This is a genomic window from Aquabacterium sp. A7-Y (assembly GCF_026153205.1).
Taxonomy (GTDB): domain Bacteria; phylum Pseudomonadota; class Gammaproteobacteria; order Burkholderiales; family Burkholderiaceae_C; genus Caldimonas.
Window position 1 is genome coordinate 52593 of record NZ_JAPFBW010000017.1, and the last position, 13876, is coordinate 66468.

At 69.6% G+C, this 13876-nt stretch carries 11 protein-coding genes; 9 read left to right on the forward strand and 2 right to left on the reverse strand.

Translation table 11 applies throughout. From position 1 onward, the window contains the following. The 9 genes from OOT46_RS16490 to OOT46_RS16530 all read left to right on the forward strand — a co-directional run bounded on the left by OOT46_RS16490 (position 1) and on the right by OOT46_RS16530 (position 12380). Positions 1–3963 (forward strand): amino acid adenylation domain-containing protein, encoded by a 3963-nt coding sequence (locus OOT46_RS16490; protein ID WP_265404716.1) that lies wholly within the window; start codon positions 1–3, stop codon positions 3961–3963. A gap of 8 nt (positions 3964–3971) precedes the next feature. Continuing rightward, complete coding sequence (locus OOT46_RS16495; protein WP_265404717.1) at positions 3972–4796, forward strand: siderophore-interacting protein; 825 nt, start codon at positions 3972–3974, stop codon at positions 4794–4796. 25 nt (positions 4797–4821) lie between these two features. Then, on the forward strand, positions 4822–5598 hold the full coding sequence (locus tag OOT46_RS16500; protein ID WP_265404718.1) for a 2,3-dihydro-2,3-dihydroxybenzoate dehydrogenase: 777 nt from the start codon (positions 4822–4824) through the stop codon (positions 5596–5598). 1 nt (position 5599) lies between these two features. Further along, positions 5600–6736, forward strand: coding sequence for an ABC transporter substrate-binding protein (locus tag OOT46_RS16505; RefSeq protein ID WP_265404719.1), 1137 nt, complete (start codon positions 5600–5602; stop codon positions 6734–6736). A 5-nt stretch (positions 6737–6741) separates the two neighbouring features. Then, positions 6742–7803: a FecCD family ABC transporter permease gene (locus tag OOT46_RS16510; protein WP_265404720.1), complete on the forward strand. Its 1062-nt coding sequence runs from the start codon at positions 6742–6744 to the stop codon at positions 7801–7803. Then, on the forward strand, positions 7800–8621 hold the full coding sequence (locus tag OOT46_RS16515; RefSeq protein ID WP_265404721.1) for an ABC transporter ATP-binding protein: 822 nt from the start codon (positions 7800–7802) through the stop codon (positions 8619–8621). The genes OOT46_RS16510 and OOT46_RS16515 overlap by 4 nt, the downstream gene beginning before the upstream one ends. A gap of 529 nt (positions 8622–9150) precedes the next feature. Beyond that, entirely contained in the window at positions 9151–10740 is a 1590-nt protein-coding gene (nadB, locus tag OOT46_RS16520) for an L-aspartate oxidase (RefSeq protein ID WP_265404722.1), read from the forward strand. Continuing rightward, positions 10740–11516, forward strand: coding sequence for a sulfite exporter TauE/SafE family protein (locus OOT46_RS16525; protein WP_265404723.1), 777 nt, complete (start codon positions 10740–10742; stop codon positions 11514–11516). Before nadB ends, OOT46_RS16525 begins: the two co-directional genes overlap by 1 nt. 93 nt (positions 11517–11609) lie before the next feature. After that, the gene (locus OOT46_RS16530) at positions 11610–12380 is read left to right on the forward strand and encodes an FRG domain-containing protein (protein ID WP_265404724.1); all 771 of its coding nucleotides are present in this window, start codon (positions 11610–11612) and stop codon (positions 12378–12380) included. Between the two features lie 19 nt (positions 12381–12399). Here OOT46_RS16530 and OOT46_RS16535 read toward each other — a convergent pair whose 3' ends face one another. Then, the gene (locus OOT46_RS16535) at positions 12400–12717 is read right to left on the reverse strand and encodes a DUF1016 N-terminal domain-containing protein (RefSeq protein WP_265404725.1); all 318 of its coding nucleotides are present in this window, start codon (positions 12715–12717) and stop codon (positions 12400–12402) included. Between the two features lie 226 nt (positions 12718–12943). After that, positions 12944–13465 (reverse strand): 2'-5' RNA ligase family protein, encoded by a 522-nt coding sequence (locus tag OOT46_RS16540; RefSeq protein ID WP_265404726.1) that lies wholly within the window; start codon positions 13463–13465, stop codon positions 12944–12946. Positions 13466–13876 lie beyond the last annotated feature (411 nt).

A 13876-nucleotide genomic window follows, 5' to 3' on the forward strand; every position in this document is an offset into this window, starting at 1 on the left:
ATGCGCCTGCCCCTGACCCAGGCCCAGCTGGGCCTCTGGCTCGGCCAGCAGATCGACCCGTCCAACCCGGCCTATCGCACCACCGAGGCGGTCGAGTTGCTCGGTCGGCTGGATGTCGAGGCCTTGCAGGCGGCGGCCGGCGCCGTGCTGGCCGAAACCGAGGCCCTGCAGATGCGCTTCCACGGCGAGAGCGACGGCGAGCGGCTGCAGGTGTGGCAGACGCCGGCGGCGGGTCAGCCCACCGTCCCGCCGCTCGTCGATCTTGCCGACCAGCCCGACGCGTGGGGCGCCGCGCGCCGGTGGATCGCCGAGCGCCAGCGTCGGCCCATCGACCTGGCCTGTGGCCCGCTGTTCGAGACGGCCCTGCTGCGCCTCGCGGCGGAACGCCATCTGTGGGTGCTCTCGGTGCACCACATCGCGCTGGACGGATACGGCCATGCCTTGCTGGCCCGGCGTGTGGCCGAGCGATATGCGGCGCCGCAAACCGCCACTGCCGGACGCCCGCCGGCGGCGCGCCGCTTCGCCGACGTGGTGGACGAAGACCGGGCCGAGGTCGACAGCGCCGCCTCCTTGCGCGCCCGCGACTTCTGGCTGGACAAGCTCAGGGGGGCTGCACGGCCCGCAGCGACCCCGCTCGGGCACGGAGCGCGCCGTGCCGAGGCCGGCCTGGACGCGCATCGCTTCGGCGCCTTGCGGCGCCTGGCCGAGGCGCAGCGTGCCGACTGGAGCACCTGCTTGCTGGCTGCGACCGCGGCCTGGTGGCAGCGGGTCAGCGGCGAGGCACGGCCGGTGCTCGGCGTGCCCGTGATGGGGCGGCTCGGCTCGGCGGCGCTGTCGGTGCCCTGCATGGCGATGAACATCGTGCCGCTGCCCCTCGCGGTCGACGGGCGGCAGAGCTTCGCCGAGTTGCTGAAGCAGACCACGGCCGAATGGCAGGCGGCCCGGGTGCACCAGCGCTACCGCCACGAGCGGCTGCGCGAGGACCTCGGCCTGGGTCGCGGCGAGCGGCTGTTCGGCCCGGTCGTCAACCTGATGCCGTTTGACCGCCCCGCACGCTTCGGCGCGCTGCAGGCCCGTGTGCACCGGCTCGCCGCGGGGCCGGTGGAAGACCTGTCGGTCGGCTTGATACCTGGCGCCGACGGGGCGCTGCAGATCGAGTTCGAAGCCAATCCGAACGCCTACGACGCTGCCGCGCTCGACACCTTGCGCGACAGCTATCTGCAGGCGCTGGCTGCGCTGACGGAGCGCCCGGCGCTGCCACTCCAGGAAACACTGGAAGGTGTCGCGCGCGGTCTGCGCCCGGCCCGCAGCGTGCTGGACGGCGGGCCGCTGCGCGCGCCCGGCGTGCCGGTGTTCGAAGCTTTCGCGGAACAGGCGCGGCGGCATCCGGCGCGTACCGCGATCGAGCACGAGGGTGAGGCCTGGTCCTATGGCGACCTGCTGGCCGCGGTGCAAGGCCTGGCGGCACGCCTGCGCGCCGCCGGCGTGCGGCCCGCCGACCGTGTTGCGATCGCGCTGCCGCGCGGCGCCGCGGCGGTGACCGCGATGCTGGCGGCCTGGTGGGCCGGCGCGGCCTACCTGCCGCTCGACCCCGAGGGCCCGCCGGTGCGACTGCAAGCGATGCTGGACGATGCGCGGCCCGTGCTGGCGGTGTGCGACACCTCGACCGCCGCGTTGCTGCATGGGCGGCTGCCGGTGCTGCGGGTCGAGGGCGATCGCTCCCCCCGCGAGGCCGCCGAAACCTGCCGCGCCGTCGTCGACGCGCCGGCCTATGTGCTCTACACCTCGGGCACCACCGGGCGGCCGCGCGGCGTGGTGGTCGGCCACCGGGCGCTCGCGCATTTCGTTGCCGGCGCGACGCGGGTCTACGGGCTGAGCCCGGCCGACCGCGTGCTGCAGTTCGCGCCGCTGCATTTCGATGCCAGCGTCGAGGAGATCTTCGGAACCTTGAGCGTCGGTGCGACGCTGGTGGTGCGCAGCGAGGCCATGCTCGAATCGGTGCCGGCCCTGCTGGCGGGCTGCGCCCGACACGGCGTCACGGTGCTGGACCTGCCGACCGCCTACTGGCATGAGCTGGCCTATGCCGTGGATGCCGCTGCGCTCGGGCTGCCGGCCAGCCTGCGGCTGGTCATCATCGGCGGTGAGGCGGCCCTGCCGGAGCGGGTGGCGCGCTGGCGCGCCAGGGTGGGCCCCGGCGTCACGCTGCTCAACACCTACGGCCCCACCGAAACCACCGTGATCTGCACCACCGCCGTGCTGGCCGGCCCGCAGGCTCCGGCCGATGCCAACGCGCCGGTGACCATCGGCCGGCCGCTGCCCGGCGTCGAGGTCGCGGTGGTCGATGAACGCCTGGAGCCCCTGCCGCCAGGCAGCGACGGCGAGCTGTGTGTGCTGGGTGCCGGCCTGGCCGACGGTTATCTGGGCCAGCCCGAAGCGACGACGGCGCGGTTTGTCGAGCTGGACACCGGGGCCGGCCCGCGGCGCGCCTATCGCACCGGCGACCGGGTGCGACTCGGGCCCGAGGGCCAGCTGCACTACCTGGGCCGGCTGGATGACGAGTTCAAGCTCAGCGGGCTGCGCATCGACCCGGCCGAGGTCGAGACGGCCCTGCTCGGTGTGGCCGGGGTGCGCGAAGCGGCCGTCGTCGGTCAGTCGCTGGGGCAGGGCGTCAAGCGACTGGCCGCCTTCGTGGTCGGCGACCTGCCGCTGTCCGAGCTGGGCAGCCTGCGCAGCCAACTGCTGCAGCGCCTGCCAGCACCGGCGGTGCCGACCGCCTTCGAGCGGGTCGAGCGCCTGCCGCGCAATGCCAACGGCAAGATCGACCGGCGCGCCTTGCGCGAACGCCTGCTCGCCTTGCCGCAGCCGCTGTCGCCTGTCGAGGCCTCGCCGCGCGAGCAGGCGGTGCTGGCCGTGTGGCAGGAGGTGCTGGGCCTGCCGGGCTTGTCGGGCGAGGCCGACTTCTTTGCGCTGGGCGGGCGTTCGCTGCAGGCCATCCAGGTCGCAGCGCGGCTGATGGCCCGGCTTGGACACGAGGTGCCGGTGTCGCTGTTGTTCAAGCACCCGACGGCCGCGGCGCTGGCGCAGGCGCTGGCGGTGCTGGACGACACGGCTCCCCCTCCCGTGCGCCGTGGGGCCGACGCGCTGGCACCGGTCTTCACCATCCAGCCGCGGCGTGCCGGCGACACGCGGCCCATCCTGTTCTGCCTGCCCCCGGCCGAGGGGCTGGCCTGGTGTTACCTGGGGCTGAGCCGTCACCTCGGCGACCTGCCCATCGTCGGTCTGCAGGCCAGCGGGCTCAGCGAGGCGGGGCTGCCCGAGTGGGACCAGATGCTGGATGCCTACGCCGCGCACATCCGGGACCTGCAGCCCCACGGGCCCTATCGGCTGCTGGGCTGGTCCTCCGGCGGTGTGCTGGCGCACGCGCTGGCCTGCCGGCTGCAGACGGCGGGCCAGACGGTCGAACTGCTCGCGCTGATCGACAGCTATCCGCCCGAAGCCTGGGGCGAGCGGCCCGCCCCGCAGCTGGCCCAGGCGCTGGAAGCCCTGCTCGACATCACCGGTGATGCGCTGCCGGCCGGTGGCCTGCAGCGCGAGCCGGTCTTCGCGTTGCTGCGCCGGCCCGGCAGCCCCCTGGCACACTTGAGCGAGGCCGACCTCGACCGCTTGAGCGCCGTGACCTTGAACACGATGCGGCAGTTCCGCGTCGCCCGCACACCGCGCTTCGTCGGCGACGTGTTGTTTTTCCAGGCCCTGCAGGCAGGGCCCACGCCGCACACCCCGCGGAGCTGGAACCCTTACCTCACCGGCAGCACCCAGGTGGTGCCGATCGACAGCACCCATGTGCAGATGACGGCGCCCGCGCCGCTGGCCCACATCGCTGCCGTGCTCGCCCACCGGCTGAACGTGACAGTGCGGGGGCGGCGCAGCGCGGACGCCAGACACGACCCCGAGACCCAGGAGTAACGCTGACCATGACCCCTCCCGCCCCAGGCCGCACGCCGCCGCGTCTGCTGCGCGTGCGCCGCAGCGAGCGCGTGACCCCCGAGATGCAGCGTGTGACGCTCGCCGGGCCGGCGCTCGCCGGTTTTCCCGAGGACAGCGCGGGCGCCCACATCAAGCTGATGTTCCCGCGCCAGGGGCAGGCCGAGCCGGTCCTGCCCACGCTCGGTCCTGACGGCCCGGTGTGGCCGCCGGCGCCTCTCAAGCCCATCCTGCGCACCTACACCGTGGCCCGCTACGATGCCGCCGCCGGCGAGCTGGACGTCGACTTCGTGCTGCACGGCGATGAAGGCGTGGCGTCGCGCTGGGCCGCGCGGGCCCGTTCGGGCGACGCGATCGGCCTCGCCGGGCCGGGCGGCCCGGCGCGCTTCTGCCCCGGGGCTGACTGGCACCTCGTGATCGGCGACCCCAGTTCGCTCGCGATGGTGCAGAGCGTACTCGATGCGCTGCCGCCCACGGCGCGCGGTTATGCCTTGCTCGAAGTGCCCAACCGCCACGAGATCCGCCCGCTCGCGGTGCCCGGCAGCCTGGAGTTGCGCTGGCTGTCGCGCGAAGGTGCGCCGGCGGGCGACAGCCGCCTGCTGCTGCACGCGGTGCAGCGGCTGCCCTGGCTGCACGGACGCCTGTCGGTGTCGCTGGCCGGCGAGAGCACCCAGGTGGTCGCGATCCGCGACCACCTGCTGGTCGAGCGCGGTGTCGCGCGCGGCGACATGTACGCGGTGCCCTACTGGAAGGATCGCCACACCGAGGAGGCCTACCACGAGGAACGCCACCGCTTGATGGACGAGGTCGCCTGAGGTGCGGCCGCTGGAGGACAAGCAGATGAACGAGTTCGGCGACCAGGTGGTCCTGGTCACGGGAGCCGCCCAGGGCATAGGCGCGGCCGTCGCAAGGCACTTCGCGGACAGCGGCGCGCGGGTGGCGCTGCTCGACCGCTCGGGTGCCGTGCGCGACGCTGCGGCGACACTGGCGGTGGGCGGCGCGGCGACCCTGCCGCTGCAGGCCGACGTGCGCGATGGGGCGGTGCTGGAATGGGCGGTGGAGCTCGCCGAGACCCAGCTGGGGCCCATCGACATCCTGGTGCACGCGGCCGGCGTGCTGCGCACCGGCGACGCGCTGGAGATGAACGAGGACGACTGGCAGCTGACCCTGGACACCAATGCCGGGGGCTTGTGGCGCAGCTGCGCCGCGGTGGCGCGGCGCATGCGGCCGCGCCGGCGCGGCACCATCGTCGCGATCGGCTCCAACGCGGCGGCCGTGCCGCGTGTCGGCATGGCGGCTTACGCCGCGTCCAAGGCCGCGGCGGCGCACATGATGCGCTGCCTGGCCCTGGAGCTGGCACCGCACGGGATCCGCTGCAACATGGTCTCGCCCGGCTCGACCGATACGCCGATGCAGCGTCAGCTGTGGCGCGGTCCGGAGAGTGAGGCGGAGGTGATTCGCGGCACGCTGGACAGCTGGCGGCTGGGCATCCCGCTGGGCCGCATCGCGGACCCGCAGGACATCGTCGAAGCGGTGGCCTTCCTCGCCAGCTCGCGCGCGCGCCACATCACGATGCACGACTTGCGGGTGGACGGCGGCGCCACCCTGGGAGCCTGAGATGCGGCGTCGTGATCTGCTGCTGCGTGGCACCGCCGCCTCGGTGGCCTGCCTCGGCCTGCCCGGTACCTCGCGGGCGGCGGCCGAGGTCGAGCTGACCGACCTGGCCGGGCGCCGGGTCGCCGTGCCGGCGCGCGTCGAACGTGTGCTGCTCGGCGAAGGGCGTTTCCTGCCCACGCTTGCGCTGCTCGACCGCGAGGACCCGCTGGCCCGGCTGGCCGGCATGATGGGCGAGTTCGAGCGGCTCGATGCGCCCGGCTATGGGCAGTGGCGCAGCCGCTTCCCGCGGCTCGACGCGGTGCCGCGGGTGGGCCGTGCGACGGGCGGCAGCTTCAGCGTGGAGCAGGCCATCGCGCTGCGGCCGCAGCTGGCGGTGTTCGGCCTAGAAGGCCATGGCCCGGCACCGCAGGACCGCGAGACCCTCGCGCGGCTGCAGGCGGCCGGTTGCGCCATCCTTTTCATCGACCTGCGCCAGGACCCGCTGCTCAACACGCCACGCAGCGTCAGCCTGCTGGGGCAGGCCCTGGGCCGGCCGCGCGAGGCGGCCGAATTCGTCGGCTACTACCGGCAGGAAGCGGCTCGCGTGACCGAGGTGCTCAAGACCCGCCGGCCGCCAGCGCCTGCCGTTTTCCTGGAGAACCGGGTCGGCCTGGGGGAAGGCTGCTGCGACACCATGGTGGGGCTGATGGGCAAGCTGCTCGATGCCGCCGGCGGCCGCAACATCGCACGCGGCCGGGTGCCGGGCGAGGACGGCACCCTGAGTCTGGAGTACCTGCTGTCGGCGCAGCCGCAGTGCTACATCGGCACGGCCATCGGCGGCGCCGCGACGGCGCAAGCGGGTTCGATGCGCGTGGCGCTCGGCGCCGGGGTCGACGAGCCGGCCGCCCGGGCCTCGCTGCGGCGCGCCTTGCAGCGCCGCGGCATTGCCCAGCTGCAGGCCGTGCAGGCGGGCCGGGCTTACGCGATCTGGCACCACTTCTACAACTCGCCCTTCAACGTCGCGGCGCTGCAGGTGTTTGCCCAGTGGCTGCACCCGCAGACCTTTGCCACGCTGGACCCGCGCGCGACGCTGGAGACGCTGTACCGCCGCTTCCAGCCGGTACCGCTCGACGGGCAGTACTGGGTGAGCCTGCGATGAACAGCATGGCGCAAGGCCTTGCCTTCGAAGCCACGCCGCTGGCCCGGCGTTACGCGCGTTTCGTGTGGCGGCGCTGGCTGCTGCTGGCCGGATTGGCGCTGGCGGTGCTGCTGTCGGTGGCCGGCGACCTGGCCACCGGGCCGTCGGCCTTCCCGCTGGCCGAGGTGCTGGGCGGCCTCTGGAACCCGGACTCGCTGACCGAGGCCCGGCGCGTGATCCTGTGGGAGGTGAGGGCGCCGGCGGCCGTGATGGCCCTGGTGGTCGGGGCCTGCCTGGGGCTGGCCGGAGCGCAGATGCAGACCGTGCTCGACAACCCGCTGGCCGAACCCTTCACCCTCGGCGTCTCCACAGCGGGTGCAGTCGGCGCCTCCCTGGTCATCGTGCTCGGCGGGTCCTTCACGCTGCTCGGCGAGAACGTCGCGATCCCCGGCGGCGCCTTCGCCTGCGCGGCGGGGGCGACCCTGCTGATCCAGGCCCTGTCACGCCGTTTCGGCGCCACGGCCGACACCGTGCTGCTGTTCGGCATCGGGCTGCTGTTCACCTTCGAGGCGCTGCTGTGGCTGCTGCAGTTCATCGCCGACAGCGACGCGCTGCAGCAGATCGTGTTCTGGACCATGGGCAGCCTGAGTCCATCGACCTGGAGCAAGATCGCGCTGGTGGCGGGGGTACTGGCGGTCTGCTCGGTCGATCTGGTGCGCCACACCTGGGCGCTGACGGCGCTGCGCGCCGGCGAGGAGCAGGCCCGCAGCTTCGGCGTCGCGGTGGAGTCGCTGCGGCTGCACACGCTGCTGCGTGTCAGCGCGCTGAGCGCCGCGGCGCTGGCCTTTGTCGGCATCATCGGTTTCGTCGCGCTGGTCGGCCCGCACATCGCGCGGCTGCTGGTTGGCGAGGACCACCGCGTCTACCTGCCGGCCAGTGCACTGGCCGGCGCGCTGATGCTCTCGCTGGCCTCCATCCTCAGCAAGTCCATTCTCCCGGGGGTGGTGCTGCCGATCGGCATCGTCACGGCCCTGGTCGGCGTGCCGATGTTCATGGTGCTGGTGCTGGCGCGCAGGAGGGGGCGATGAGCCGTCACGGGACAGCGATCGATACCCGTGCTGCCGCGCACGCCGGATTGGTGTTGCAGGACCTGCGTGTCGGCTACCGCGGCCGGGCAGTGATCGAGGGTCTGGCCCTGGGCCCGGTGCCGCCGGCCTCCGTGGTGGCGCTGGTCGGGCCGAACGGCGCCGGCAAGTCCACGCTGATGCGCGGTGTCGCCGGCCTCTGCCGGGCCGGCGGCACACTGCGCCTCGACGGCGAGGACATCACCCGGCTGCGTCCCGCCGAGCGGCTGCAGCGCATCGGCTACCTGCCGCAGGCCTTGCCGCAGCCGACGCCGCTGGTGGTCTACGAATCGCTGCTGGCCTCGGTGCGCGCGGGCCGCCCGAGCTGGGGGCGCCCCCATGCGGAGGCCCGCATCGAAGCCGTGGTCGAGCGGCTGGAGCTGCGGCCGCTGGCGCTGCGCCGGCTCGACGAGCTGTCGGGCGGGCAACGCCAGATGGTGGGGCTGGCGCAGGTGCTGGTGCGCCAGCCCGGCCTCCTGCTGCTGGACGAGCCGACCAGTGCACTGGATCTGCGCTGGCAGATCAAGGTGCTGCAGGTGGTGCGCGAGGAGGTCCAGCACCACGGCGGCATCGCGCTGGTGGCCCTGCACGACCTCAATCTGGCGCTGCGCTTCTGCGATCGCATCGCCGTACTGGCCGCCGGCCGCCTGCTGGTCTGCGGCGCTCCCGGCGAGGTGTTCGACGAGACGGTGCTGCGCCACACCTATGGCGTGGAAGGCCGGGTCGAGCGCTGTTCTCTGGGCCACCCGGTCGTGGTGGTGGACCGCGTGGCGGCGGGCTGAGTGTGACGCGGCTGGCCGGTCGCGCCGGCCGCAATGTGCCGAGGTGTCGGCCGCTGCCTCAGGGTCTTCGCATGACCCCTTGATGAAAGGGCGACCCGAAAGGTCGGTTCCTTTTCCTTCCCAAGCCTGGTACCTGTTTACTTCGACAGATTGTTAGAGATGCGAGGGCACGCATAAACTGCTTCGCATACAAGTTGTCGACTACCGGTCGACAAGCCATAACTAGCCAGGTGAGGGATCATGAGCGATGTTGCCTTTGGGCAGTGCACTGAAAGTGCGCTGTGCCGGCGCATCCTGGGAGTCGGCGCAGGGCCCACTGCGCACCGTCGGTCTTGACAAGGACTCCCTTCCATCGATGTTCGACCGCTCCGTGCATCCCGGCGTCCACCGCCGGGTTGTGCGTCCATCGCAGACTCGTGCTGCGGAAATGGTCGGCGGATCACGACGCTCTCAACCAGCTGGTTCAGGCAGTCAGGCAGTCTCTGCACCGGGGACTGCCGAACCCTATTCTCAACGTCGGTCGAATGGTATGAAAACAATTGAAGCAGATGTTCTGGTGGTCGGGGGCGGATTGGCGGGTCTGACGGTCGCGCTCGAACTGTCGAAGACGCGCCGAGTGACGCTGGTGCGCAAGGACGCAGCGGGAGCTTCCGCCTCACAGCGGGCGCAAGGCGGCATCTCCGCGGTGTATTCCGATACGGACACCCATGACAAACACATTCAGGACACGATAGTCGCGGGTGCCTATCTGAACGACGTCAGGGCCTCGAGAACCATCATTGAACAAGGCCGGGATGCGATTGAATGGCTGCTGGCTCAAGGGGTCGATTTCACGCGAGATGGTGCGGGCTTTCATCTGACTCGCGAAGGCGGTCACAGCGAGCGACGCATTCTTCACAAAGACGACTCGACCGGTGCTGCCATCGTCCAGACCCTGGAAGCCTGTGCACAGGCGAACGATCGCCTCCGCGTGCTCGACCATCACCGCGTCATCAAACTGCTGCGCGGGCAAGGCTCCACCACGGGCTGCGCCGGCGCCATCGCACTGGATGCCAACAAGGAGCCCATACGCATCATTGCAAGTGACACGGTGCTCGCGACCGGAGGGGCCGGCCAGATCTTTCTGCACGCGACAGCGCCGGGAGCTTCCACCGGTGACGGCATTGCCCTCGCCTGGGACATCGGGTGCCGCATTGCCAACATGGAGTTCATGCAGTTCCATCCGACCTGCATGTACTACCCGCAGGGTTCGCCGTTTCTCATCACCGAAGCGGTCCGGGGTGAAGGCGGCCTTCTGCTGCTGCCGGACGGCAGCCGGTTCATGGACGCCTACCACCCGGCTGCGGAGCTGGCGCCTCGCGATGTGGTCGCGCGCGCCATCTTCAACGAAATGCGAAAACACGATGTGCCGGCGGTCTTCCTGAGCATTGCCCACAAGCCCGCCGGTTTTGTGGTCGAGCACTTTCCCAACATCTATCGCGTTTGCCTGGAACGCGGCATCGACATCACCAAGGATCCCATCCCGGTGACACCGGCGGCGCACTACACCTGCGGTGGCGTGGTGGCTTCGACGAGCGGTGAGACCGATGTCGCGCATCTGTATTGCATCGGGGAGGCGGCTTGCACGGGCTTGCACGGCGCCAACAGATTGGCCTCCAATTCACTGCTCGAGTGTGTGGTCACGGCGCTCAGTGCAGCGAGCAGCATCCAGCAGACCCCGTCCCGCGTTGTCGAGGCTGTCGAGGTCGGCGTCGACGACGGCGCGGCCCGGACCGGGACCGCGCAGCGGGTCGAAGCGGCGAAACTTCAGGTCCGGCAATTGATGTGGGAACTGGTAGGGATAGAACGGAGTGATCTGTCCCTTGCCGAGGCCGGCGTTCGCCTTTGCCGGATCGAAGCCGAAGCGGGGATACCCTCGAACATGATCTCGACCGATTCCGGACTCGAAGAGCTGAGATCGATGATCATCGTGTCGAAGCTGGTCGTCGAGTCGGCCCGGCGGCGAAAGGAGAGTCGAGGTTGTCACTACAACGTGGATTGGCTCTCCCAGGATCTGCTGACGCAGCCCACGGTGATCCCGCCGCCGGCCGTGTCCCTGGAAACCAGAGAGCTGGCCTGATGATGGATGCCTTGCCTGTCGGGTCTTCGCTTGCGGTCTTGGCCCTGCTCGGTGCGGTGATGGGTTGGCTGGGAGGCTTTCTGGGGACCGGCGGCGGAACCTTCGCCATTCCGGCCCTGGTGCTCCTGCTCGGCTACAACCAGAAGCTGGCGCAGGGCACCGCGCTCGTGATGGTGGTCGTCAACGTCGTCTTTGCCTTGATGAAGTACTACGGCAAAGGCAGTGTGGATGTGCGGGCCTCCGCGACCATCGCCCTCGCGGGCTTCCTGTCCGCCGCACTGTCCGCGGCGTGGGCCCTCAAGTCGCTGAGCAACAGCCAACTGCAGCTGATGTACGGCTGTTTTCTGGTGGCCTTGGCGCTCTTTTTTGGTGTCGTGCAGAAGCGGGCAGCGCTTGAACAGCCGATGCGCGACCTTTGGGTCGTGATGCCGGGGCTGGTCGGAGGCGTGGCACTCGGACTGTTCGGCGTCGGCGGCGCCATGCTGGCCGTTCCCTTGTTGGTGATGTTTTTCGGCCGCAGCCAGGTCGAGGCGCAAGGGATGGGCCTGGCGCTGGCCTTCCCCGGTTGTGCCGTCAGCCTCTTCTACTATGGCAGCGCGTCGGAGGTCAATTGGACTGAAGGGGCCGTCCTGGCGCTCGGCGGCATCGTCGGCGTTCCGCATGGCGTCAAACTGGCGCACGCCCTGTCCGAAAAGAAGCTGCGTCTGGCATTTTCATCGTTGCTCGTCGTGGCAGGCACCACAATGCTCTACCGCGCCTTGCGCGCCAGCCCATGAACCTGCGGTCTGGGTGTGCTGAATTGGAAGTTCATTGATTCGCTGCACCCCAGCCTCCGCCGACACCTCTTCAAGAAATTCAGCACACCCGCCATGGAAACCATCTTCATCGACAAGTGGGATGACTACGTGCACATCGTTCGCGAGTTGGATGGATGGGCGTTTCGTGGTCAGCAGCGCACCGAGTGGCCCCTCTACAGCTCTCTGTCGAGGCACCTGCTTTCTTTCGTGCCGGACACCTCCCTTTGGCGCTCCAGAGAAGAGCGAGCCATCAGGATTTTTCGCCGGAAGGCGCACAACTACATCAGTGACGCACGGTCTTTGGATGACGAGCTGAGATGTCTGGCCATGATCCAGCATCACGGCGGACCGACGCGGCTGCTTGACTTCACGAAGTCCCCTTTCGTCGCCGCCTTTTTCGCCCTCGAAGCGGCAAGCGGCGACAGCGCGGTGTTCGCCGTGGACACCCCCAGCCTCTGGACGCTGGCGCCGATTTCGGAGAACGGTCTCGTGCGCAGCACCGTGGATCCCAAGGTCAAAGGCAATCTCGACCAGTATTTCTTCTCCGGAGATCACAGCTTCGTGTGGGCGGGCGAACCCAATCAGATGGATCTTCGGCTCGTGGCCCAATCAGGGACCTTTGTGATCCCCAGTGTGTTGGACAAGACGGTCGACGAGATCCTCGCGGGCTATCCCTCGGGCGGGAGCCTGATCAAGAAGATCGTTCTGTCGGCGGGCCTCAGGCAGGAGGGTTTGAGCATGCTCTATCGCATGAATGTGACCCATGCGTCCCTGTTTCCCGACCTGGAAGGCTTGGCCCGGTCCACGCGCCTGGAGCTTGAGGTGGTCTGGAACGTCAGTTAGGGCCATGGCCCAACAGAACTTAGGGCATGCCTCGCTGGCCACCACAACGGTGTACGTGACTACCTGACAAAAGCAGCGTATGAAGGCGATGAGGAAGTTCTGGGAGGGCGTTGAAGGGCTCGGAAAACCCCTTCTGCTCGGGCAGGGCATTTTTGATGTCGCGCGCCAAGCGAGGAATGACGGCGGCGCCCCAGCCTTCCTTTTCGGACCGATCATCCAGGACGCGACCGATTTCCCAGTACAGGCGCAACAACTCCGAGTTGACAGCCGAGACCGCACGGGTCTGCGCAGCACGGATGCGCGCCTTGATGTCGGCCCGTGGTGTTGGGTAGTCCATGAGCCAATTCTGCTCTCGAAACAGACCCGCTGCGGTTTGCGCGACCAGCCGGCGAATCGGGGGATGGTGTGGCGAATACCGCTGATCGAGGCGGAAGTTCGGGGCGACAGGCTTGCCCTGGTGAGGTGCAGGGTGTCAGGGCAGAACTCGAGGCGGCGTGGAGCCAGCCGCGATCATGGAGGCGATCCGCAGAGCTCTCTCCGCGACGGAATCAACGCACCAGCGGCTAGCCGTGAGCCAGCTCGAAGCGGCGCAACTGTGTCCACAGTCCCGTGGAGTTCTCCAGCAGGACGACAGCCTTGCAATGGCAGCGGAGCGGGCCGTGGACATCGAGTCGGGCCTCCAGCTCGGCGGCGGCCCTCACCGCGTCCGACTCTTCGCCGTGAGCTACCGTGAGGTGGGGAATGACGGTCGAAAACTGTCCTTCGTAAGGCGGATAAGCCGGGAAGGATCGGACCAGCGACTCGGTCAAGGCAATGAACGGCGCGGCGGGTTGCGGGGCGAGGTAAGCCACGCCGGGAAAGCGGCCGACGCGTGCGAGCTCGAAGTCGAAGGGCTGAACAAGCTTCAGGGCCTCTTCGATCCGGCCTTGGACCTGTGGCGTGACGAGTGCGGGTGCCATGAAGGGCACCAGCAAGGTGATATGGGCGGGCACACCGAGGCGCACGGTCGGATCGTAGCGTTCACGCAAGCTGGCCACGAGCGGCTCTGCTTCGGGGACTTGCACGGCGAGGGCAGTGATAGGCATGCGACGGGGACGCTGTAGGGGTCGGATTCCGACCGCCACTTTAACCACCTTCGTTCAATTCGCGACCGGCAACGCGCGTGGGCTGGCTGCGGCATTCAGGTCCTTCTTGCTGAACCGCTCCAGTCGGCAGTTCCGCCGAGATCGTGCGGCGTCAGCCGGACGGATCCTGGCTTTACCGCGTCGATCACGCAGTCGGCGCGAGCTTGCAGCCGCTGCAGATCGCCCCCTCGCACGCGGGCTGACGCGCCTGCCGAGCTCCCGCCGGCCTCTCTCTGGAGGCAGCGGCAGAGAGCCAGCGCCGACCGGGGGACGAGCCGTCGTCCATGGATCTCCCTTCGCAGCGTTTCCGTTCTTCGCGCATGGCGAACAGATGTGGCACCACGAATCGGGTACAAGAGCATCAGGGCCGTG

Bases quoted from the DNA above. Each gene is read 5' to 3' on its own strand.
- OOT46_RS16490 (WP_265404716.1), top strand. From the start codon at position 1: ATGCGCCTGCCCCTGACCCAGGCCCAGCTGGGCCTCTGGCTCGGCCAG.
- OOT46_RS16495 (WP_265404717.1), top strand. From the start codon at position 3,972: ATGACCCCTCCCGCCCCAGGCCGCACGCCGCCGCGTCTGCTGCGCGTG.
- OOT46_RS16500 (WP_265404718.1), top strand. From the start codon at position 4,822: ATGAACGAGTTCGGCGACCAGGTGGTCCTGGTCACGGGAGCCGCCCAG.
- OOT46_RS16505 (WP_265404719.1), top strand. From the start codon at position 5,600: ATGCGGCGTCGTGATCTGCTGCTGCGTGGCACCGCCGCCTCGGTGGCC.
- OOT46_RS16510 (WP_265404720.1), top strand. From the start codon at position 6,742: ATGGCGCAAGGCCTTGCCTTCGAAGCCACGCCGCTGGCCCGGCGTTAC.
- OOT46_RS16515 (WP_265404721.1), top strand. From the start codon at position 7,800: ATGAGCCGTCACGGGACAGCGATCGATACCCGTGCTGCCGCGCACGCC.
- nadB (WP_265404722.1), top strand. From the start codon at position 9,151: ATGAAAACAATTGAAGCAGATGTTCTGGTGGTCGGGGGCGGATTGGCG.
- OOT46_RS16525 (WP_265404723.1), top strand. From the start codon at position 10,740: ATGATGGATGCCTTGCCTGTCGGGTCTTCGCTTGCGGTCTTGGCCCTG.
- OOT46_RS16530 (WP_265404724.1), top strand. From the start codon at position 11,610: ATGGAAACCATCTTCATCGACAAGTGGGATGACTACGTGCACATCGTT.
- OOT46_RS16535 (WP_265404725.1), bottom strand. From the start codon at position 12,717: ATGGACTACCCAACACCACGGGCCGACATCAAGGCGCGCATCCGTGCT.
- OOT46_RS16540 (WP_265404726.1), bottom strand. From the start codon at position 13,465: ATGCCTATCACTGCCCTCGCCGTGCAAGTCCCCGAAGCAGAGCCGCTC.